A 19073-nucleotide genomic window follows, 5' to 3' on the forward strand; every position below is an offset into this window, starting at 1 on the left:
AAGACATGACCACCCGCCGAAAAGCCCTTGCGAACCAGTTATCATACGCCCGCGATCAGCGTTTCGAAGTATTTATTTATCCAACCGATAGGATCTCAGGTGCGTAGCGAACGCGATAGAAGAACCGGATGAAGCAGGGGAAAGAGCCTGGGAAGAGAAACAGAGGTCGTTGGTTTCGCAACATCGCTGCTGTGGCATGAAATAGAGAAACGTCCGGAGTGGTTGCTTAGAGCAGCGTGTCGCAACGGACGCCGGTCATGAGGTGACCATCGGCGGCCCGTGGAGTGGGCCACTGGACCAAATGACCTATCGCCCAACCTGGAGAAAGGAATGATTTCCGCTACTCCGACTTCATACCTTTTTTGAATTCTCGGGCCGCGCTCTTGAATTCCTCGAGGATATTCTTGCCACGCCGTTTGATGATTTCGTTGGCTTCTTCCACAACCGTCCCCGACACCCGGGAAATGGTTTCCTCGTCAGGCGCCGGTTTCCCCTCTTTCTGCATTTTCCACCGCAGAAGGGATTTTGCGAGATCCTTTTCCTTGTCCAAAAACAGCTTTCTGAAATTGCGCATGGTAGGAAGCCTCCTTGTGATCCTCATTGTACTAGTCCATGACGACAGCGTAAAGCATTTGCGATCAGGAGCCAAGCGTTTGAGGAAAACGATCCCTGTGAACGAGGGTAAACCCACGGCAACCAGGCGGCACGGTATACGTTCCGCCCGCCAGGGTTGACTCCGGAGGCCTTTTCCACTACTAAATTTTCAACTCGGCCGATTCCGGACGCGTATTTCGAACAGTTCTCGATGTGGATCCTATCCGGCTGGTTCAGTCGGGAAGCCGGCGTCCGACTCGTCCGTCGGGAAAGAACGAACCGGTTAGGCGAATGACCGGTTCTTGAACAATGCGGCGCACGGTACGCCGCGGATTGCAGGAGACCTCCCTGATGCTCATCGACACTCACGCCCATCTGGACATGGACGATTTTCTGGATGACTTGAGGGATGTACTCGATCGCGCAGAGCGCGGGGGCGTCGGATGGGTGGTGACCGTGGGCTCCGAGATCGCCAAATGGAGCCGTTCCATCCGCATCGCCCATGAAAACGACCGGGTATTCGCCGCGGTGGGGCTGCATCCCCACGAAGCTTCGAGTATGGATCGCGCCCTGGGGCAAATGGAGCCGCTGTTAAACGATGACAGGCTATTGGCCCTCGGCGAAATCGGGCTTGACTATCACTATGAGCACTCACCACGAGAAGAACAGGAACGGGCGTTTCAAATTCAAATCGAGATGGCGCGAGCCGTTCGCAAGCCGATCATCGTCCACGTCAGGGAGGCCCACGACCAGGCCATTCGCATCCTGCGGGAAGGCCGGGCTCACGAGGTGGGCGGCGTGATCCACTGCTTCACGGGAAGTGCGAAAGACGTGAATCCGTATTTGGACTTGGGCTTCCTCATCTCCTTCACGGGCATCCTGACCTTCAAAAAGGCGGACGATGTGCGGTCGGCGGCAGCGAAGGTCCCCTTGGACCGGGTGATGGTCGAAACGGATGCTCCTTATCTGGCGCCGATACCCCATCGAGGAAAGCGAAACGAGCCGGCGTTCGTGGTGCACGTAGCCCGGGCTCTGGCCGAACTCCTCGGGATGTCTCCCGAGCGCGTCTTCGAACAGACTACCCGAAATGCCGTGGCTTTCTTCGGCCTCCCGGAGTTTCCGTGACCGAACACGCGCTTTTCATACTCGCTTCCGAATCTCCGCGCCGACCAGAACTCCTCCGGAGAATGAGATTGACCTTCGACGTGCGTCCCGCGCGCTGTGACGAACGTTTGCACCAGGGCGAGACTCCCGAGGCCTACACCCGCCGCATGGCGCTGGAGAAGGCCGAGGCCGTGGGCGCGGGCGCTCCCGATACGTGGGTGTTGGCAGCGGACACGGTGGTGTTTTCCGACGGACGGATTCTGGGCAAGCCGGGGGACCGGGACGAGGCCCGTCTCATGCTGTCCGCGCTGAGCGGCCGAGTGCATGAGGTAGTGACTTCCTTTTGCTGGTACCACGGCGGCCGGAATATACGGTATGTTCGATCCATTGAAAGTCGAGTGGAATTCAAAGACCTCACCGAGGACGAGATCGAGCGGTACGTCGGATCGGGCGAGCCGATGGACAAAGCAGGCGCATATGCCGTCCAGGGACTGGGTTCATTCATGGTGCGGGCCGTCCACGGTTCTTACACGCGACCGAAGCTGTGCAAGCCGGGGTGAGCATCCTGGGAGAAAACTATCTTCAAGAGGCTCAGGGGAAAATCGACCAATTCGAGCTTCCGGTTTCCTGGCATTTTATTGGACACCTTCAGTCCAAAAAAGCAAAACCGGTAGTGCGCCTGTTCGATCTGGTCCATTCTGTGGACAGTTTCAACCTTGCGCACGAGATTTCCAAACGTGCGGCGATTCTCGACAAAACCGCGGACGTCCTGATTCAGGTAAACGTGAGCGGAGAAGCGTCCAAGTTCGGTATCGTTCCCGAGCAGCTGGAACCGCTGCTGGATCGAATCCAGACCTTGGAGAACGTGCGCGTACGCGGTCTCATGACCATGCCTCCCTACTTCGATCAGCCCGAGCGGGTACGGCCTTTCTTTGCCCGGCTGCGTGAACGTATGGCAAGGGTCAAGAATCGGAGATGGTCTCCGAACATTCGTCTCGAGGAATTATCCATGGGCATGAGCGGCGATTTCGAAACGGCGATCGAAGAGGGCGCCACCCTGGTTCGAGTGGGCACTGCCATTTTTGGCTCCAGGCAATAAAAACGTCCCTTCCAAGATGCCCTTGAGGGGAAGCCCCGATCCGCCGGATGCGCCTTTCACGACGCTCCAATATTCTTTCGAGAATCAAACCCACCAAAAGCACTTCGATGGGCAGGAAAGCAACATCGTGCAGGAGAAAGATGAATATATGGTGGGTGTCCTTGAATATCAGGTAGTGTAGGACCTATATGGATAGGGAGCTAATCAGGAGTGCGACGGCCAGAGCTATGAGCCACCAGCTGCGCTTAACGTTCAAACCTACTCCTCCTTCCGATCGTGAGAAACAGCGTCACGAAGCAACGCAGAATGTTCGCGAGTGAGCTTGGACTTTGCACTTTTTTGTATCATAAGCATGCGTGCCCTTTCACGCCACATGTCTTCAGAAAGGCGTTCAGATCCGTGTCGGTTCGAATGCCGAGCCGGGTCAGGGCAAAGTCGTACCGAACGGGGTCATTGGGGGCGATGGTCCGGAATCCCGCAGTGACTTCGAGAGCCGCCCGGATGTTGGCTTGCTTGCATCCGGTCAATCCTAAGGCCAGGCCGATTCGATACATATGTGTGTCCAAAGGCACGACCAGTTTGGACGGGTCCACCGATTTCCACCCCCCCGGATCCACGGCGTCCCGCCTCACCATCCACCGTAAATACAGGTGCAGCCGTTTGCAGGCGCTTCCCTTGGTGGGCGAAGGCAAAAGAAAGCTCAACGAACGATTCGCCAGTGTGGACAATTCGTCGACAAAGGCGGCCAGCGCTTCGAGCACCGTGTCGTCCTCGTCGTGCAAACCCAGACGAAAGCACGAACTCAGAGAACCGTGACGCTCGACTGCGCGTTTGACCCCAAATAACAGAGCGGCCAGTTCTTCGCCGGTGGTGAACCGGTGTTTGAAGCCCTGAAATGTCTTTTCCAGCGAACGCAAACTTGCCTGCCGAAGAAAGGCATGTGGCGAGGGCATGCGTTCGAGAACGAGACCCACGCTTTTCATAATCTGGTTTACTCTGCCGTAAGCCAAAGCGGACGCGATGAGTCCCACGATTTCGCGGTCACGCACGTCCTCGTAGGGATAGAGGAAGGCCAACGGATCCGGATGCACGAATTCACGACGGTTGTACCGCAGATACAGATCGTCCAGGTGTCTGTCTAGGGACGTTTTCAGGGCGGTTTTTTGCATGTTGGATGTTATTCCTGCGTGATATTCTATGGTACCATTGAGCCGGAGGGTTGAAGAAGGCTACTGCTCAAACAAGTCCTTTGCCTGTTTCGGCCACGGTTTCCAGCCCTTCCCGGTCCAGGATTCGAACGTTTGGACCGTCGATGTCGATCAACCCGTTGCGAACCATTTTGGCCAGAATACGAGACAGAGTTTCGGGTATGGTGCCCAAACGACTGGCCAGCTGCCCCTTGGATATATCCAACTGAAGATCCAGGCCGCCGTCGCGACGGTCGCTCAACCGAAGAAAGTAGGAGGCCAGGCGGCTGGGGACTTCCTTAAGGGAGAGATCATCTATGAGACGAGTGAACGATCGAAGCCGTCTGGCAAGTATGGCCAACATGTTCAAGGCGAGTGAAGGGTTCTTTTCTATCAGCCGGATGAACCCTTTCCGGGGGAAATAATAGGTTTTCGAGTTTTCGAGGGCCTGGGCGTGGGCTGGAAACCGTCCTCCCTCGAATACCGGCACTTCCCCGAAAGGCTCGCCCGGTTCGATGATGTGGAGGATCTGTTCTTTGCCTTCGGAAGAGAGCTTATACACCTTGATGCGTCCCTCGATCACCACGTGGAATCCCGTTCCTTCAGCGCCTTCCGAGAAAACCGTCTGCCCTTTGCGATAGCTCTTCTCCACTACAATGGTCGACAGGTCCTGAAGCTGATTCAAAGGAAGTCCCTGAAACAGCGGGACGGCTGAAATGAGCTGAATTGTGTCCATGGGGGAAAAAACATACCTGCCGTTTTGACTTAAGTCAAAGTATATCCTCTCGTCCTGCTATAAAATGGGTTTGTAGATTCCAAAACCAGACCATGAAGGAGCTTTCAGTATGAAGTGGACCGGACCAGCGGAGGAAGCCGTGTCGAGGGCGCCGTTTTTTGTGCGGAAACGGGTAAGAAGAAAGGTGGAGGAGGAGGCTGTCCGGCAAGGGGCCACGGAGGTTCGTATCGAGCACGTGGAAGCAAGCCGGAAGCGATTTCTGGAAAACATGGAAGACGAGGTCAAGGGCTACCAGGTGGAAAGTTGCTTCGGGAACGGAGAGTGTCCCAACAGGATACGGAACGATGCGGAATTGGTCGGACGGATAGACGAACTGTTAGCTTCCAAGGAGTTGAAATCGTTTCTCAAAGATCGTGTCCAAGGACCGTTGAAACTGCATCACGAGTTTAGAGTCTCCGTTTCCGGATGTCCAAACGCCTGCTCGCGTCCGCAAATCGTGGATGTGGGAATCCTGGGTGCCCGCCGTCCCGCCATCGTTACGGAAGATTGCGACCGGTGTTCCGAATGCGTCGAGACGTGCCGCGAGGGGGCTCTGCTTCTGCCCGAAGACGCACGTGCGCCAATCCTGGATGAGGACGCATGCCTGGCTTGCGGTCGATGTATAGAAGCCTGCCCTGCCGGTGCCCTGGTCGGAAGAGATATCGGATACCGTGTGCTGGTGGGCGGAAAACTGGGACGACATCCCCAATTGGGTATCGAACTCGAGGGCGTTCACCCGGTATCGGAGGTCCTGGAAATTCTTGACGGCTGCTTGGAGGTGTACACGTCTCACTGTCGTGAAGGAGAACGCTTCGGGGAAGTGCTCAACAGGGAAGGGATGGAAGTGTTGGTCGAGAAATTGAGAAAGAAATCAGAAAAAATGACGCTCTTGACTTAGGTCAAGGACGATTCGTTCTTTAGTGGTTAGATTGATGCTCAAGATACGAAATTGAGGCCCGTTCTTCGGGCGATACGACTCCCGAAACATCCATCCATTAACAAGGAGGAACGACATGTTTTGTTATCAATGTGAACAGACGGCCAAGGGCGAAGGATGCGTGAAAGTCGGCGTTTGCGGAAAGCAACCGGAGGTTGCGGCTCTGCAGGATCTCCTGGTTTACGCCTTGACAGGATTGTCCCAGGTGGCGGTTGAAGGCCGCAAGGTGGGTGTCAACGACCACAAGGCCAACGTATTCACGCTAAAAGGGATGTTTTCCACGCTGACCAACGTGAATTTCGACCCTCAGGATATCGCAGGATTCGTCCGCCGCTGTGTGGAAATCCGAGACGCGCTGAAGGTGAAGGTCAGGGCCGCCGGCGGCGCCACGGACTTTGGGGATGGACCCGCCCGTTTCGAACCGGCTTCGACCCTGGAAGGCCTCATCAAGCAGGGAGACTCCGTAGGAGTCAAATCCGATCCTTCGGTGGACCCGGATATTCATTCATTGAAGCAGGTCACGGTGTATGGAATCAAAGGAGTCTGCGCCTACGCCGATCACGCTAGGATCTTAGGGCAAGAAGACGACGGAGTGTATGCCTTTATTCATGAAGCATTGGCGGCCACATTGAACAAGGATCTGGGCTTGAATGACTGGGTCGGTCTGGCGCTCAAGACCGGCGAAGTGAATCTGAAAGCGATGGAATTGCTGGACAAAGCCAATACGGGCACCTATGGCAATCCCGAGCCGACGCAAGTCTCTTTAGGCCACAGGAAAGGCAAAGCCATCCTGGTGTCGGGCCACGATCTCAAGGACCTCGAGGAGTTGCTCAAACAGACGGAAGGCAAGGGCGTCAGTGTTTACACTCATGGTGAAATGCTGCCCACACACGCCTATCCCGAATTGAAGAAGTATGGTCATCTTGCCGGGCATTTCGGTACGGCCTGGCAAAACCAGATTCGCGAGTTCAGCGACTTCCCGGGGGCCATCCTCATGACGACCAACTGCATTCAGAAGCCTCAGGAGTCCTATAAGGACAACATCTTCACCTCGGGGGTGGTCGGCTGGCCCGGCGTCAAGCACATCAGCGATCTCAACTTCGCGGCCGTAATCGAGAAGGCCTTGGCAATGCCCGGTTTTGCCGACAGCACGGACGGCAAGAAGGTGATGTGCGGTTTCGGTCACAATGCGGTAATGAGCGTGGCGGGCAAAGTGATTGAAGCCGTGAAGAGCGGCGCCATCAAGCACTTTTTCCTGGTAGCCGGATGCGACGGAGCCAAACCGGGACGAAACTATTACACCGAGTTTGTCGAGAAGGTACCGAAGGACAGCGTGGTGTTGACCCTGGCTTGTGGCAAGTTCCGCTTTTTCGACAAGGACCTGGGGAACATTGGGGGCATTCCGAGACTACTCGACATCGGGCAGTGTAACGATGCCTACTCGGCGATTCAGATCGCGGTGGCTCTGGCCGGCGCCTTCAACTGCGGCGTAAACGATTTGCCGCTGTCCATGATCCTGTCATGGTACGAACAGAAGGCCGTGGCCATTCTTCTGACTCTGCTGCACTTAGGGATCAAAGACATTCGCCTGGGGCCGTCTTTGCCCGCGTTCGTGACCCCCAACGTGCTCGATGTGCTGGTGAAAAACTTCAATATCATGCCTATCACCACCCCGGAGGGTGACTTGAAGGCCATTCTTGGTTAAGTTCTATGAGCAGGGGGGATTCCCCCCTGCAATCCAACGCCAAGGGCAGGAGAGGTGTTATGAAGTGTCCCGGACAGGAGACCCAATACTGGAAACCCGGAGCCATATTCGAGACCAGGTGTCCCGGATGCGGGAAAGAGATTGAGTTTTTCAAAGACGAGCCGGCGCGTAACTGCAAGGGATGCGGCCGACGCGTGGTGAATCCGAGGATGGATTTCGGATGTGCTTCCTACTGCAAGTATGCGGAACAGTGCCTGGGAAACTTGCCTCCGGAGCTTCTGGCGGAACGGGACGATCTTCTGAAGGACCGGGTCGCCATCGAAATGAAGCGGTATTTCGGAAGGGATTTCAAGAGAATAGGCCATGCGACCAGGGTGGCCAGATACGCGGAGACCATCGGCAAGGAGGAAGGCGGTAATCTGGCGGTGATCCTGTGTGCGGCCTATCTGCATGACATCGGCATTCACGAAGCGGAACGGAAATACCAGAGCACGGCCGCGCGATATCAGCACGAGGAAGGGCCGCCCATTGCCAGGACCATTCTGACCAAGCTGGGCGCCAACGAGCATCTGATCGACGAGGTCTGCGACATCGTAAGCCATCATCATTCGCCGCGGGGTGATGACTCCGTGAATTTCAAAGTGGTATACGACGCGGATCTGATTACCAATCTCGAGGAACAGGCGAAAGATCAATCTCCGGAATCGGAAAAGATGAAAGAACGCATCAATCGGTCGTTCCTCACTGAAAACGGGCGGGAGACCGCGAGGAAAGCGCTTCTAAACCATGGAGCATAGCATAATCCGCTGGATATATTGAAGCCTTGGCCGCGTGAGCATTGTGGGAGGAAGTCATGAAAATAAAAAGAAAAATTGTCGAGATCGACGAATCGTTGTGCGACGGATGCGGGAGTTGCGTTCCGTCTTGCGCTGAAGGCGCTATCGAAGTCCGGGACGGCAAGGCCCGTTTAGTTGCGGAAAAGTTTTGCGACGGACTCGGCGCCTGTTTGGGTGACTGTCCCACCGGAGCCCTTCGGATCATGGAGCGGGAGGCCGAGGATTTTGACGAGCAGGCGGTCGAGCACTACCTGAATGAAAAAGAAACGCGACAACCGCAAGAGGCGCCGCCGGTTGTTTCCAAATGCCCGTCGGCGGGCGTCATGACCTTTCCGTCCGCGAGCGAGTGCAGCCGGGCCAATGCGCCGCGGACAAACGTTTCTTCCGAGTCTCAACTGACCCACTGGCCGGTGCAGATTCGGCTGGTCCCTCCCACGGCTCCGTTTCTCAAAGGAGCGGATCTGCTGGTGGCGGCGGACTGCACCCCGATTGCCTATCCCGCCTTTCACCAGGATCTGTTGAAGGGCAAAGTGGTGTTGATGGGATGTCCCAAATTCGATGACGTGGAGGAATATGTTCAGCGATTTGCGGACATCTTCAAAGCCGCCGATATCAGAAGCGTCACGGTTGTGGACATGGAAGTTCCGTGTTGCTCGGCCCTGCCCATGATCGTCAGAAAGGGAGCCGCAGCCGCCGGCAAACAGATACCCGTGGGAGAGATCGTCATCGGACGTCAAGGCGGGATCGTCCACAGAGATCAATGCGCAGCATGAACGGCCAAGGGAGGAGGAGATCATGAAAAAGGTGGAAGTGTATAAAAACAACGGTTTTTCCGAGAAGGCGTTTACGAGGTTGCTGGTGCATGATTCCCCATATTTTAAGATACTGAATTTCAACTTCAACCCGGGTCAGGAGCTGCCGGTACATTCCCACGACATCGAGGGGCAGGTGAGTATCGCCGTCCTCGAGGGAGAAGGGGAGTTCCTTGGCGAGGACAATGCCGTTCTGCCCGCGGTCGCCGGCGATGTCCTGATTTCCGATATTGCCGAGCCTCACGGCGTCAGAGCGAAAACCGCCCTGCGCATACTGGTGACCATAGCGCCGCCCATTTGAGAAACCCGGCGTTTCCGCCTGCACAAACGCCCTGAATCGATGCCGGGCCGTTTCCCTTGCCGTGAAATAGTCCTTCCGATCCGATTGGAAGCACAGGGGCAGGGGGCGCCCCGGACGTCCCTTCAGGTGTTTACTTCCTCAATACATTTGAATCTTCCATCCCAAGTCTGGTAAAGTCCCCAGGAGCAGGTCAGGGGACTCCCGGTCGAACTTCTCCATCGTCTTCAGCCCTCAGGCGTTTGTCTCACCGGTCATCGGCGGGATGCACAGGTTCGGGTGATCTTGCCGGAGTGATTCGTACTCGGGATGACGGAGGCGACAACACGCCGGGCACCGGAAGCCGACGTAGGTTTTTATCGGCCGCCCCTGGTCCGAAAACTGTTCTGAATGGGTACCCGTTGTGGAACGGGGAATCGGTAGTCCTCTTAATACCGGCGCCGCCTGGAATGTGGACAAAGGGAAGAAGGCGGTTTCCCTGAGTTTCCAAGGTGTCGGCAGGGGAGGTATGCATGCTGAAAGCCAGGTCGATTCTGATCGCTCTCGTGAGTCTATGCCTGGGTACGTGGTGGTCCGCAAGCTTCAGCTGGGCCAAACCGTCCCCGTGCGAAACCTGTCACGAAAAAATCGCGCCCAAGCAGGCCAAGGATTTCAATCGGTCCAAAATGGCTGAAAAACTGGATTGCTCGGATTGTCACGGTCTTGAACACCTGGATTCCGACGACGTGGATAAAGCCAAGCTCCCCACTTTCGAAACGTGTCGCACCTGCCACAAGGCCAGAGTGGAGCAATATTTGGATGGAAAGCACGCGCTGGGGCTTGCGGCCATGCAGGCCATGCCCTATACGCACGCCCAGCCCAAGGTGTTCATAGAAGGGCAGAAGGGTTGCGGGGGATGCCATGCGCTGGGGGTGAAAAGCGACGAGAGTCGGAGGTATTATCCTTACGGTATGGACTGCCAGAGCTGCCATACGCGTCACGCCTTCTCCAAGAAAGAAGCTTTACAGCCCGAAGCCTGCCTGCCCTGCCATATGGGATTTGATCACGCCCAATGGGAAATGTGGTCCGGATCGAAGCACGGTGTCACTTACCTGACCAACCGCGCGATGGGTTCGGAGAACCTTGAAAGGGCCCCCACGTGTCAGACCTGCCACATGCCCGAAGGCAATCACCGAGTGTTCTCCGCCTGGGGTTTTCTGGGTGTGCGCCTTCCTGAGGAGGATGAGGGATGGCTGGCGGATCGCATTACGATCCTCAAAGGTCTGGGAGTATTGGATCCCTCCGGCAACCCGACGCCGCGGCTGGATCTGGTGAAACGCATCAAACTGGCTCGTCTGACGAAAGAGGAATTTGAAGCAGAGCGAAATCGCTACGCCCGGGTCTGCGCCGAGTGCCACTCGGCCGGCTTCTACCAGGAAAACATCCAGAACGGGGATGTCATGCTGCGGGAAGCGGATCGTCTCTTTGCCGAAGCGATTCACATTGTGGGAAGTCTTTATCAAGACGGTATCATCCCGATGCGGGAGGGGTATTTTGCGTATCCCGATTTGCTCTCGTTTTATGAAGTGAACACGAAAATCGAGTTGATCTTGTACGAAATGTTCATGGATCACCGGATGAAAACGTTTCAATCTTCGTTTCACATGAATCCGGATTTCGCCACATGGTACGGCTTTGCCAAGATGAAAAAGGATCTTAAAGAGATTCGTGAGCTGGCTCCGAAGATGAGAATGGAGGCTCAGCGGTAGTAGATGCCGGCGGCGGATTGCATTTAAGACACGCCGCTGAAGCAAACCCTGAATCGGGGGTGTGGTCCGGACTCTTTTCCGCTTAGCCATCTCCGACTCATAAGGAATGATCGCGATGACGCGCGAGCCTCGGGCCGCAACCAACCAATTGACCAAATCCATGCCCGCACCCGGCGATGCGGAAGCCGACCGTGTGCCCGCTTCCGTAACCCGAGTTATGGACTGTCACGTCCATGTGTTTCCCGACAGAATCTTCGAAGCCATACGTAAATGGTTCGACACGCACGCCTGGCCCATAAGGTACAAACTGACGGCTCAAGAGGCGCTCGATTATCTATTCTCGAGGGGGGTCGACCGGATCGCCGCCCTTCAATACGCACACAAGCCGGGAATCGCTCGGGAACTGAACTCTTTTATGGCCCGGTTGTGCCAACGAAACGAAAAGGCGATCGGCATGGCCACCGTGTTTCCCGGCGAGAGGGACGCGCGGAAGATCCTAGAGGAAGCGTTCGGACTCGGCCTGCATGGAGTGAAACTGCATTCCCACGTCCAGTGCTTCGATATGGGAAGCGGGGCTATGAACGAGATCTACGAAGTCTGCGCCGAGCAAGGAAAGCCGCTGATCATGCATGTCGGGCGGGAACCCAAGAGCGAAGCCTATGCGTGTGATCCCTATGACTTGTGCGCTGCAGGGAAGGTGGAAACGGTCCTGCAGAATCATCCCGATCTGAAACTGTGTGTGCCGCATCTGGGTGCGGACGAGTTTTCAGCCTACCGCGGATTGCTCGAATGCTTCGATCATATCTGGGTCGACACCACCATGATGCTGGCGGAATATTTTCCGTATACCATCACGTCCGAATTTGAAGGCATGCGTACCGATCGTATTATGTACGGCACGGATTTTCCGAACATTCCTTACGCCTGGGATCGGGAGATCAAGCGGGTGATGGCTTTCGATCTTTCCGCGGACACGCAAGACCGCATCCTGTTCAGAAACGCCGTCGAATTTTTTTCCGTTCCAGTCTGAAGAACCTCCCGGGCCGCGTCACCCTATTCTTTCCCATTCGGGCGGCCTTTCCCCGCGGCTCAGCCGCCCTTCTCTTCGCGTCTTCATGTTCCAGCCACGCAAGGCAGAAGAAACCATTTCCAGAGAGAAAAGGATCAAGTTAACAGGAATTGTTCCGATAAGATACTAACACACTGGTAAGAGACCGCCTTGGCAAATTGCCATGGCATAGGTTAATTAATTGATATAATAGTACTTTATCGAACAGGATACAGAGTCTTGCTCGGACGGGGAGGCCAGTAGATGTCAAGAACTACCAAAACAATGGATGCGTCGGTCAATGGGATTGTCGACAAGGAAGGAAAATACCTTACGTTCAGTCTGGATGATGAGGAATACGGGATCGGCATCCTTAAGATCAAGGAAATCATTGGGATGATAGAAGTGACTTCCGTACCGCGGACACCGGCATTTGTCAAAGGAGTCATCAATCTGCGCGGGAAAGTGATTCCCGTGATCGATCTCAGGCTGAGGTTCGGCCTGGAATCGGCGGACTATACGGAACGAACCTGCATCATCGTGGTGGAAATATCGGGAACGAGCGGAACGGTCCTTTTCGGAGTCGTGGTGGATTCCGTGTCGGAGGTGTTGAACATCAGGGGTGAAAATATAGAGGAAACGCCTTTGTTCAGCGGCAATGCAGACATGGACTACATTCTAGGCATGGCTAAGATAGAAGGGGGCGTTAAACTCCTGTTGGATATCGATCGGGTTCTATCTTCGAACGAAATGGATATGATCGGGACCGTTCACTAATATTCAGTAGAGAGAGAACCTCCGCTTGCCGGAAGGTTCTCTCCATCTGTCTATTGGGATATGATTCGTGGTCGGCGCGGACAACCGGTTGTCCGCGCCGACTCGCGTTCAGGGCCTGCGATGGATTTTCTCCGGCTATTTTGCGGAAAACAAAGCTATCTCACCTTGTCGGCCGGCATGTAATAGCTGTCCCCCACCGTGTCGGACACAAAGGGGGGCGCCATTTTGACTCCTTTGCCTTCAGCGGTGCGAAGAGTCAGTACGAACACTCTCGCCAGATTCTTGTGATTCTCGCGGTCCAGTTGGACGGCGCCAAGCACCGGCAGCCCGTACATGATGGGTTCCCCCAGGAGATTGGTTTGTTGGACCGACCACGGACCGGTGATCACAACCGCCAGCTGGGTGCGGGGATCTTTATCCTGGGCGTTGACCTGGTTGAAGTAGTCCATGGCAGCTTCGACCAGTTCGTCGGCGTTGTCCGGAGCGTTCGAGGCGTTCTTGGGCCAGGTTCGATCTGCGATTCTCTGTTTGAAGGACGCCGTGTCATCCGCCAGCTTGGGCTCGATGCCGGCCGTGAGCTCTTTAACCATTGGATGGTCCGGGGAGAAGCGTTGAGCCATCTGCAGCCACTGCCGGATGACGTCGTGTTGCTGCAACCGGTTGAAGTCATGGAGGCGGGGAAGGTTTTGCAGCTTGTCCTGGACTCTCTTGGCGAGATCTTCCGCCATAACGGTCCGCGTCAGTCGAACATTCCGTACTCCTTTGACGAGTTCTTCGTACGGAAAAGCGGCCCGACCCTGCCCGGAATACCCTAGTTCCGAAGTTGTCCTCTCGATCTCCTCGCCGGTTGAGCCGTATTTTTCGGCGAAGGCCTCCATCGTCGGCGTGACCTTGGGGAGTTCATTCTTTTCGAAGTCCTCGATGGCCAATATGGTTTCTTCCACCGGCTTGAGGTCATTGTAGTAGATCGGGACGCCCGGAGCTTTGTCGAACACGATTCTCAGGCGTTCGTATTCCAGTCTAAGGGCCTCGACGTCCTTGTTGACTCCTTGACTCTGTTTTTCGGCGATAGCCCCGGTCCGCTCATATTCGGCTACCGATTCATCAACCGATGTTTTCATATTAGCAAGGAGGGCTTCCGCCTGATGAATATCCGGGTGTGAAGTGACCCCTTTCCGGGCGGCAAGTTCCCGGACTTCGGTCAATGTCGTTTCAATATCCGACAAGCTGGAGCGCAAATTCGTGATCACCTGGTCTTTGGAGCCCCTATAATCGGGATCGTTCAGTTTGGCTATCCCGCTTTCGACGGATCTGAAGGAAGCATTGATCTGATCCATGGGCCGACGGGCCTCGTATGGCAGCTTGGCCGTGCCGGCGGCCTTCTCTTGAGCCGTGACGGTCGTCTTGGAGGAAGGGGCTGCGGCTTCGCCCTGACCTGAGGAGGGGGACGCGAGGCGTTCTCTTGCCGCGATCACCTCCGGATGGTTGACATGGTCGGAATATCCTCGTTCGATTTCGCCCATCAAACGCTGCGCCGCTTTCACATCTCCTTTTTTCAGCGCCGCATCCATTTTTTCCAACCTGCTGCTCACTTCCCCGGGAAGCTTGACTCCTGATGCGACCATAGCCGGCTGCTCAACCGCCGATTTTTCGACGGTTTTGACTTCGGGCTTGGGAGGAAGGTTTGTTTCCTTGCTTTCGCTTTGGGCCGTCAGCGCGCCTGCGCCGACGTCTTTTCCCGTGCGCCGTTCGAGATCTTTTATGAACTTGACCATCTTGTTTTCCGTGGTCTTGACGGAGACGTTTCCCGGGTCGGCCGATTTGGCCTGGTCGATGAGGGATTTGATCTTGGGAATGGCGGCGATGGCCTCGTCGGTTTTCCCTTCAAACATAAGTCGTTCAGCGGTTCTCAATTCACTGTTCGCCTCTTTCAGAAGCGACTTGACATCGTCGGCGTGTGCGGGCTCGATCGAGGTCGAGAAGAATCCTGACAAGAAGAGGGACACAAACAGGATTCTCATCCAAATGGACACGGGTTCGGTTCGGTGTAATGACATCGTCCGGTCTCCTTTATTTTTCCTTTAAATTGGGTTCTTCAAAATATCGGGGGGGCGAATCGGAATGTTTGATCGATTTCCTGATAAGGGCGTTCATGTCTCGCAGTTTATAGGGTTTCTTGATGATGTCCAATGCGCCGAGGTTCATCAATTCTTCTTGCTCGATGTGAGTGAAATATCCGCTGGCCACAACCACCTGCACATGGGGGTCCAGTTCTTTCAAAGCCTTCAGGCACTTCTTTCCTCCCATGCCGGGCATGTCGAGATCAAGGATCATGAGATCAATTCCGGCTTTTTCCTTCTGATATATTTCGATCGCCTGTTCCCCTGTTTCGGCCGTGAAGACCGAATAACCCATCTGATGCAGGTAGTCTCGCAGCAGCCTGGCTATGACCGGTTCGTCGTCGACCACCAGGATGGTTTCCTGTCCCGGGGATTCTTCGTCGTCTTGCGGTTGGCTTTCTGTTTTCGAGACGGCGTCGCCGGATCCGGACAATGCCGGCAGCCATATGTCAAAACGGGCTCCTTCGCCGGGGGGGCTAACGGAATCAACGTAGCCTCCATGGGCTTTCACGATGCCGAAAACGGTCGAGAGCCCCAGGCCGGTTCCTTTGCCCAACTCTTTTGTGGTGAAAAAGGGTTCGAAGATGTGGGCGAGGATGTTGGGAGGAATTCCCGGTCCGCTGTCCTGAAAGACGATGCGGACGTAGTCTCCGTCGGGCAAGGGCAGAGGCTGCGGTCTGGTATGCGAATCGATTCGAACGTTCTCACATTCGATGGTGATCCTTCCACCTTCCGGCATGGCGTCGCGTGCGTTGGTGGCCAAATTCAACAGTATCTGCTCCAGTTGAGCCGGGTCGGCTTTCACCTTTAGCAGTCCGCCCGGAAGACGGGCCTCAAGGGCGATCATCTTTGGAATGGTTCGTTCCAACAGCAGCAGGGTTTCCCTGACCACATCATGCAGATCGATGGAAGACAGTTTAGGTTCGATTTTTCTGCTGAAGGTCAGAAGTTGCCGGACCAAAGCGTTTGCGCGTTCCGCCGCCAGCGAGATGCTCGTCAACCGTTCCTCGTTGGCTCGGTCCAGTGAGTGAGAATCCAGCATCAGGTGCGAGTGCCCGCTGATGACCTGCAGGAGATTGTTGAAGTCGTGGGCAATGCCGCCGGCGAGAGTGCCCAACGCCTCCATTTTCTGGGCCTGCTGAAGCTGGTCCTGGAGCAGCTTCATCTTTCTATCGGCCTCGTAGCGTCCCGTAATATCTCGCCCCACGGCGTTGACGAATACATTTCCATCAGGGTCCGTCACCAAGACGCTCCGGTACTCGATCAGGTACCTGGCGCCTTCTCTTGACTCGTAACTGACCACTCCGAATGCTTGGCCTTCTTCCTTGATTTTCTCCAAATAGGATTGAAACAACTCAGGATCGACATCCCGGGCTATGAACTCGGACATATTCCTTCCCGCCACTCCTTCTTCGGCGTAGCCCAGGGCTTCAGCGGCGCTGCGATTTACAGTAAGGATGTTGCCTTCGATATCATGAGTGGAGATCCAGTCATTGATGCCGTTGAACAGATATCGGAAACGCTGTTCCGATTCTTTGAGCGCTTCCTGGGTCATCTCGATTTCGATCAAGCGCTGTTGCAGATCCTCCGCCCTCTGATGGAGCTGTTCCAACAGTTGAGCGTTGTGCAGGGCCAGGGCGACTTCGTTGGCCATAGCCTGCAGGAACGGTTTTTCTTCGTCGAATCGACGATGGGTGAGCGATCCGATGCCGATCAGTCCGATGGCCTGGCCGCGGCTGATCAAAGGTAGAGCAGCGAAGGACTTGAAATGCGCATGCTTGCACTCTTCGCGTATACAGCGCGGATCCGAATGGATGTCGTAGGAAAAAGCCGGTTCCCCATGTTCGGCCGCCAGTCCGCAGAGACATTCCCCCATCAAGTGGATGCCGGGGTCTTTCGGGTCCTCCTCTTTCCCCCCGGACATGGATCCTCGGGTCAGCAATCGGTTCCCATCGCGCAGAAAGAAATACGCCCCGTCCGGGGCCACGGACTCGGCGACCAAGCGTAGGGCAGAGCCGATGACCCCGTCCATGGAAAGATCAAGGCCAACCTGCCGGGCGAACGTATGCAATATATTCAGCTCTCGGATTCTGCTTTGGAGGGCCCGTTTCGCTCCGGCATTTTCCGGGAATTCCAACTGGTTCCGGTCCTGTATTCGGATCGGTCGACGGGAGGCGCCTTCAATCTCGTCTTTCAGCAGGAAGGTTCGAAGAATGGTGGCCACCACGTTGCCGAGCAAGATAGTTTCCCGTTGGCGCGGCCGGTCGAACGGTTTTTCCTCTCCGAAGGAGATGTTCATGACCCCTAGTTTCCGGCCCATGGATTCCAAGGGCAGGGCCGCCAGGGAAATAGGCGTTGAAAGTCCGCTCTCTTTTTTCAGCAGATCGGCGTGGGGGCTTTGGCTGTCCCAGAAAATGGGACGGTTGTCCTTAAAGGCCCGGCCTGCGATACCTTCCCCCGGCCGAAAGGAGAGAGCCCGATTGTAGCCGGCATGATCAAGCCCCAGAAGCTCCATCTGTCCGAAAGCGGCCAGCAATTGAAGACTGTCGGTCTCTTCACGGTATGTCAGCAGTGAGCAGGCAGTCACATCATTCAGTTCCGCAACGATGGTCTCGGTGATGCGTCTGGCGGCAACGTGAAGAGATTCGATTCCGGCCGGAATCGAGGTCAGTGCGGAAATCGAAGATAGAAGACGCACAGAAGATCCGAGCCTTCCACTCATCTCATTCAGCCTCTCGGACAGATTCAGGATCTGTTCGGCAAGTTTATGGTTGTCCGATCCGTTAGGCATGTTGTCCATCAAACAGTCCTTCCTGCCATCCGCCGATCAATTTGGGAAGCGCTTCCTTCGCGTTTCTCGCTACCTCCTCGACCATGTCTTCTTCCAGTCGAGTCTGCTTCAGTATGTAGTCGTTATCAATGGGGCGTGACTTGTGTATTAAGCCGAAGCCTAAACGTTTCACTTCTCTGTCCGCCAGTGCGATCAAAGAGGTCGAAAAAGGGCAATAGTTGTCCGCGAAAGGATTATGGTGGTACCGGATGGCGAGCAGATGAATACTGGGCAAGCCCCACTTCGTGGCCAGCATATAGCCCAACAGCGTATGGGGAACGCCCAATTCTTCCTCGGCCTGGTAGTAGGGTTCCCCGTTGTCCAATTTCTCGATGATCCGGGACAGATCCTCGTGCAAGTGCGTGCTGAGTATCAGCTTGCCGATGTCATGCATCAGCCCGGCCACCAGAATTTCGCCCGGAGAATCGTAGCGCGCTTTTTCCGACAGTTCCCTTGCGAACCAGGAAACGGAGAGGCTGTGAGTCCACAAGCCTTTCGCGTCAAACTGCGGGGGGGTCATGCCGGGATCGAAGACTTTTGTTAGGCAGGTACCCAGGGCCAGGAGTTGCAGTTCTTTGTATCCTAGTGCGACGACGGCCCGTCTTATGGTGGTGATCCGTTGAGAGAAGCCGTAGAAGGGGGAGTTAGCGAGGCTCAACACCTTGGAGGCCAACCCCTGATCGCTCTCGATGATCCTCTCCAGCTTGGCCGCGTCCGTCCTATTGTCACCCACGGCTTCCACCAGTTGATGGAGCACGTGGGGAATGGACGGTAACCGCTCTATTCGGAAAAGACTCTTGGCGATTTCGGAGAGACGGTTTTTGTGTTTCTGATCAACCATAAAGAGAGGACATACATCCGCTTCAAGGGCTTCTACGAGCGTGCACAGAACCCGCCGAAAGCGGAAATGGAACCACGGAGGTGGTGAATCATGAGCGGAGATGGTACGCGCCCGTTTTCGATCGCCTACCGGATCCTTCTCCAGACGTTCCGGAAGGACCGGACTCACCAACGGATCCGACTCGTTGTCCGCTTCATTCGGCGGTGGCGGCCGTCATTGCCCTGGCCATAGCAGCTTCTTCGAGCCAAACCAAAATTTTACCCTATGCTTCGCATCGGCACAACGCCATTCTCTGAAGATGTACATCTTTGACAAGCCGATGCCGACGGCAACGCCTCGCAAAGAATGCATTATATCGGAAA

General features: G+C 55.5%; 17 protein-coding genes. 11 read left to right on the forward strand and 6 right to left on the reverse strand.

Features of this window, described 5'->3' with window-relative positions:
* Nucleotides 1-340: 340 nt before the first annotated feature.
* Entirely contained in the window at nucleotides 341-574 is a 234-nt protein-coding gene (locus HY788_13535) for a hypothetical protein (protein MBI4775172.1), read from the reverse strand.
* Between the two features lie 371 nt (nucleotides 575-945).
* On the opposite strand from HY788_13535, the gene HY788_13540 reads away from it, so the two are divergent.
* Genes HY788_13540 through HY788_13550 form a run of 3 tightly spaced genes read left to right on the forward strand, consistent with a single transcriptional unit; the run spans nucleotide 946 to nucleotide 2797 of the window.
* A complete protein-coding gene (locus HY788_13540) occupies nucleotides 946-1719 on the forward strand; it encodes a TatD family hydrolase (protein MBI4775173.1) in 774 nt (257 codons plus the stop codon).
* Nucleotides 1716-2258: a septum formation protein Maf gene (maf, locus tag HY788_13545; GenBank protein MBI4775174.1), complete on the forward strand. Its 543-nt coding sequence runs from the start codon at nucleotides 1716-1718 to the stop codon at nucleotides 2256-2258. The genes HY788_13540 and maf overlap by 4 nt, the downstream gene beginning before the upstream one ends.
* Nucleotides 2144-2797, forward strand: a complete 654-nt coding sequence (locus tag HY788_13550; protein MBI4775175.1) for a YggS family pyridoxal phosphate-dependent enzyme — start codon at nucleotides 2144-2146, stop codon at nucleotides 2795-2797. Before maf ends, HY788_13550 begins: the two co-directional genes overlap by 115 nt.
* 344 nt (nucleotides 2798-3141) lie before the next feature.
* Here the strand turns inward: HY788_13550 and HY788_13555 are convergent, their stop codons facing one another.
* Together HY788_13555 and HY788_13560 are read right to left on the reverse strand one after the other, a co-directional pair.
* Nucleotides 3142-3966, reverse strand: coding sequence for a TIGR02757 family protein (locus HY788_13555; protein ID MBI4775176.1), 825 nt, complete (start codon nucleotides 3964-3966; stop codon nucleotides 3142-3144).
* A gap of 67 nt (nucleotides 3967-4033) precedes the next feature.
* Nucleotides 4034-4720 (reverse strand): Crp/Fnr family transcriptional regulator, encoded by a 687-nt coding sequence (locus HY788_13560; GenBank protein MBI4775177.1) that lies wholly within the window; start codon nucleotides 4718-4720, stop codon nucleotides 4034-4036.
* A gap of 109 nt (nucleotides 4721-4829) precedes the next feature.
* Between HY788_13560 and HY788_13565 the strand changes: the two genes are divergently transcribed.
* The 8 genes from HY788_13565 to HY788_13600 all read left to right on the forward strand — a co-directional run bounded on the left by HY788_13565 (nucleotide 4830) and on the right by HY788_13600 (nucleotide 12920).
* Entirely contained in the window at nucleotides 4830-5657 is an 828-nt protein-coding gene (locus HY788_13565) for a 4Fe-4S binding protein (GenBank protein MBI4775178.1), read from the forward strand.
* Between the two features lie 115 nt (nucleotides 5658-5772).
* Nucleotides 5773-7401, forward strand: coding sequence for a hydroxylamine reductase (hcp, locus tag HY788_13570; GenBank protein MBI4775179.1), 1629 nt, complete (start codon nucleotides 5773-5775; stop codon nucleotides 7399-7401).
* A 59-nt stretch (nucleotides 7402-7460) separates the two neighbouring features.
* Complete coding sequence (locus tag HY788_13575) at nucleotides 7461-8198, forward strand: HD domain-containing protein (GenBank protein MBI4775180.1); 738 nt, start codon at nucleotides 7461-7463, stop codon at nucleotides 8196-8198.
* A 56-nt stretch (nucleotides 8199-8254) separates the two neighbouring features.
* Nucleotides 8255-9010, forward strand: a complete 756-nt coding sequence (locus tag HY788_13580) for a 4Fe-4S binding protein (GenBank protein ID MBI4775181.1) — start codon at nucleotides 8255-8257, stop codon at nucleotides 9008-9010.
* Between the two features lie 22 nt (nucleotides 9011-9032).
* Complete coding sequence (locus tag HY788_13585; protein MBI4775182.1) at nucleotides 9033-9350, forward strand: cupin domain-containing protein; 318 nt, start codon at nucleotides 9033-9035, stop codon at nucleotides 9348-9350.
* Nucleotides 9351-9859: 509 nt separating this feature from the next.
* Entirely contained in the window at nucleotides 9860-11095 is a 1236-nt protein-coding gene (locus HY788_13590) for a cytochrome c3 family protein (GenBank protein MBI4775183.1), read from the forward strand.
* Nucleotides 11096-11255: 160 nt separating this feature from the next.
* Nucleotides 11256-12125, forward strand: coding sequence for an amidohydrolase (locus tag HY788_13595; GenBank protein ID MBI4775184.1), 870 nt, complete (start codon nucleotides 11256-11258; stop codon nucleotides 12123-12125).
* A gap of 282 nt (nucleotides 12126-12407) precedes the next feature.
* The gene (locus HY788_13600) at nucleotides 12408-12920 is read left to right on the forward strand and encodes a purine-binding chemotaxis protein CheW (GenBank protein ID MBI4775185.1); all 513 of its coding nucleotides are present in this window, start codon (nucleotides 12408-12410) and stop codon (nucleotides 12918-12920) included.
* Nucleotides 12921-13075: 155 nt separating this feature from the next.
* Here HY788_13600 and HY788_13605 read toward each other — a convergent pair whose 3' ends face one another.
* Genes HY788_13605 through HY788_13615 form a run of 3 tightly spaced genes read right to left on the reverse strand, consistent with a single transcriptional unit; the run spans nucleotide 13076 to nucleotide 18711 of the window.
* Nucleotides 13076-14977: a hypothetical protein gene (locus tag HY788_13605; protein MBI4775186.1), complete on the reverse strand. Its 1902-nt coding sequence runs from the start codon at nucleotides 14975-14977 to the stop codon at nucleotides 13076-13078.
* Nucleotides 14978-14990: 13 nt separating this feature from the next.
* Nucleotides 14991-17840, reverse strand: a complete 2850-nt coding sequence (locus HY788_13610; protein ID MBI4775187.1) for a GAF domain-containing protein — start codon at nucleotides 17838-17840, stop codon at nucleotides 14991-14993.
* On the reverse strand, nucleotides 17824-18711 hold the full coding sequence (locus tag HY788_13615) for an HDOD domain-containing protein (GenBank protein MBI4775188.1): 888 nt from the start codon (nucleotides 18709-18711) through the stop codon (nucleotides 17824-17826). The genes HY788_13610 and HY788_13615 overlap by 17 nt, the downstream gene beginning before the upstream one ends.
* Nucleotides 18712-19073: the final 362 nt, after the last annotated feature.

This window comes from Deltaproteobacteria bacterium (assembly GCA_016208165.1).
Taxonomy (GTDB): Bacteria; Desulfobacterota; Desulfarculia; order JACQYL01; family JACQYL01; genus JACQYL01.

What these genes read in the sequence shown, in the direction of transcription:
- HY788_13535 (MBI4775172.1), bottom strand. Translation starts at nt 574, where the DNA reads ATGCGCAATTTCAGAAAGCTGTTTTTGGACAAGGAAAAGGATCTCGCA.
- HY788_13540 (MBI4775173.1), top strand. Translation starts at nt 946, where the DNA reads ATGCTCATCGACACTCACGCCCATCTGGACATGGACGATTTTCTGGAT.
- HY788_13555 (MBI4775176.1), bottom strand. Translation starts at nt 3,966, where the DNA reads ATGCAAAAAACCGCCCTGAAAACGTCCCTAGACAGACACCTGGACGAT.
- HY788_13560 (MBI4775177.1), bottom strand. Translation starts at nt 4,720, where the DNA reads ATGGACACAATTCAGCTCATTTCAGCCGTCCCGCTGTTTCAGGGACTT.
- HY788_13565 (MBI4775178.1), top strand. Translation starts at nt 4,830, where the DNA reads ATGAAGTGGACCGGACCAGCGGAGGAAGCCGTGTCGAGGGCGCCGTTT.
- hcp (MBI4775179.1), top strand. Translation starts at nt 5,773, where the DNA reads ATGTTTTGTTATCAATGTGAACAGACGGCCAAGGGCGAAGGATGCGTG.
- HY788_13575 (MBI4775180.1), top strand. Translation starts at nt 7,461, where the DNA reads ATGAAGTGTCCCGGACAGGAGACCCAATACTGGAAACCCGGAGCCATA.
- HY788_13580 (MBI4775181.1), top strand. Translation starts at nt 8,255, where the DNA reads ATGAAAATAAAAAGAAAAATTGTCGAGATCGACGAATCGTTGTGCGAC.
- HY788_13585 (MBI4775182.1), top strand. Translation starts at nt 9,033, where the DNA reads ATGAAAAAGGTGGAAGTGTATAAAAACAACGGTTTTTCCGAGAAGGCG.
- HY788_13590 (MBI4775183.1), top strand. Translation starts at nt 9,860, where the DNA reads ATGCTGAAAGCCAGGTCGATTCTGATCGCTCTCGTGAGTCTATGCCTG.
- HY788_13595 (MBI4775184.1), top strand. Translation starts at nt 11,256, where the DNA reads ATGCCCGCACCCGGCGATGCGGAAGCCGACCGTGTGCCCGCTTCCGTA.
- HY788_13600 (MBI4775185.1), top strand. Translation starts at nt 12,408, where the DNA reads ATGTCAAGAACTACCAAAACAATGGATGCGTCGGTCAATGGGATTGTC.
- HY788_13605 (MBI4775186.1), bottom strand. Translation starts at nt 14,977, where the DNA reads ATGTCATTACACCGAACCGAACCCGTGTCCATTTGGATGAGAATCCTG.
- HY788_13610 (MBI4775187.1), bottom strand. Translation starts at nt 17,840, where the DNA reads ATGGACAACATGCCTAACGGATCGGACAACCATAAACTTGCCGAACAG.
- HY788_13615 (MBI4775188.1), bottom strand. Translation starts at nt 18,711, where the DNA reads ATGGTTGATCAGAAACACAAAAACCGTCTCTCCGAAATCGCCAAGAGT.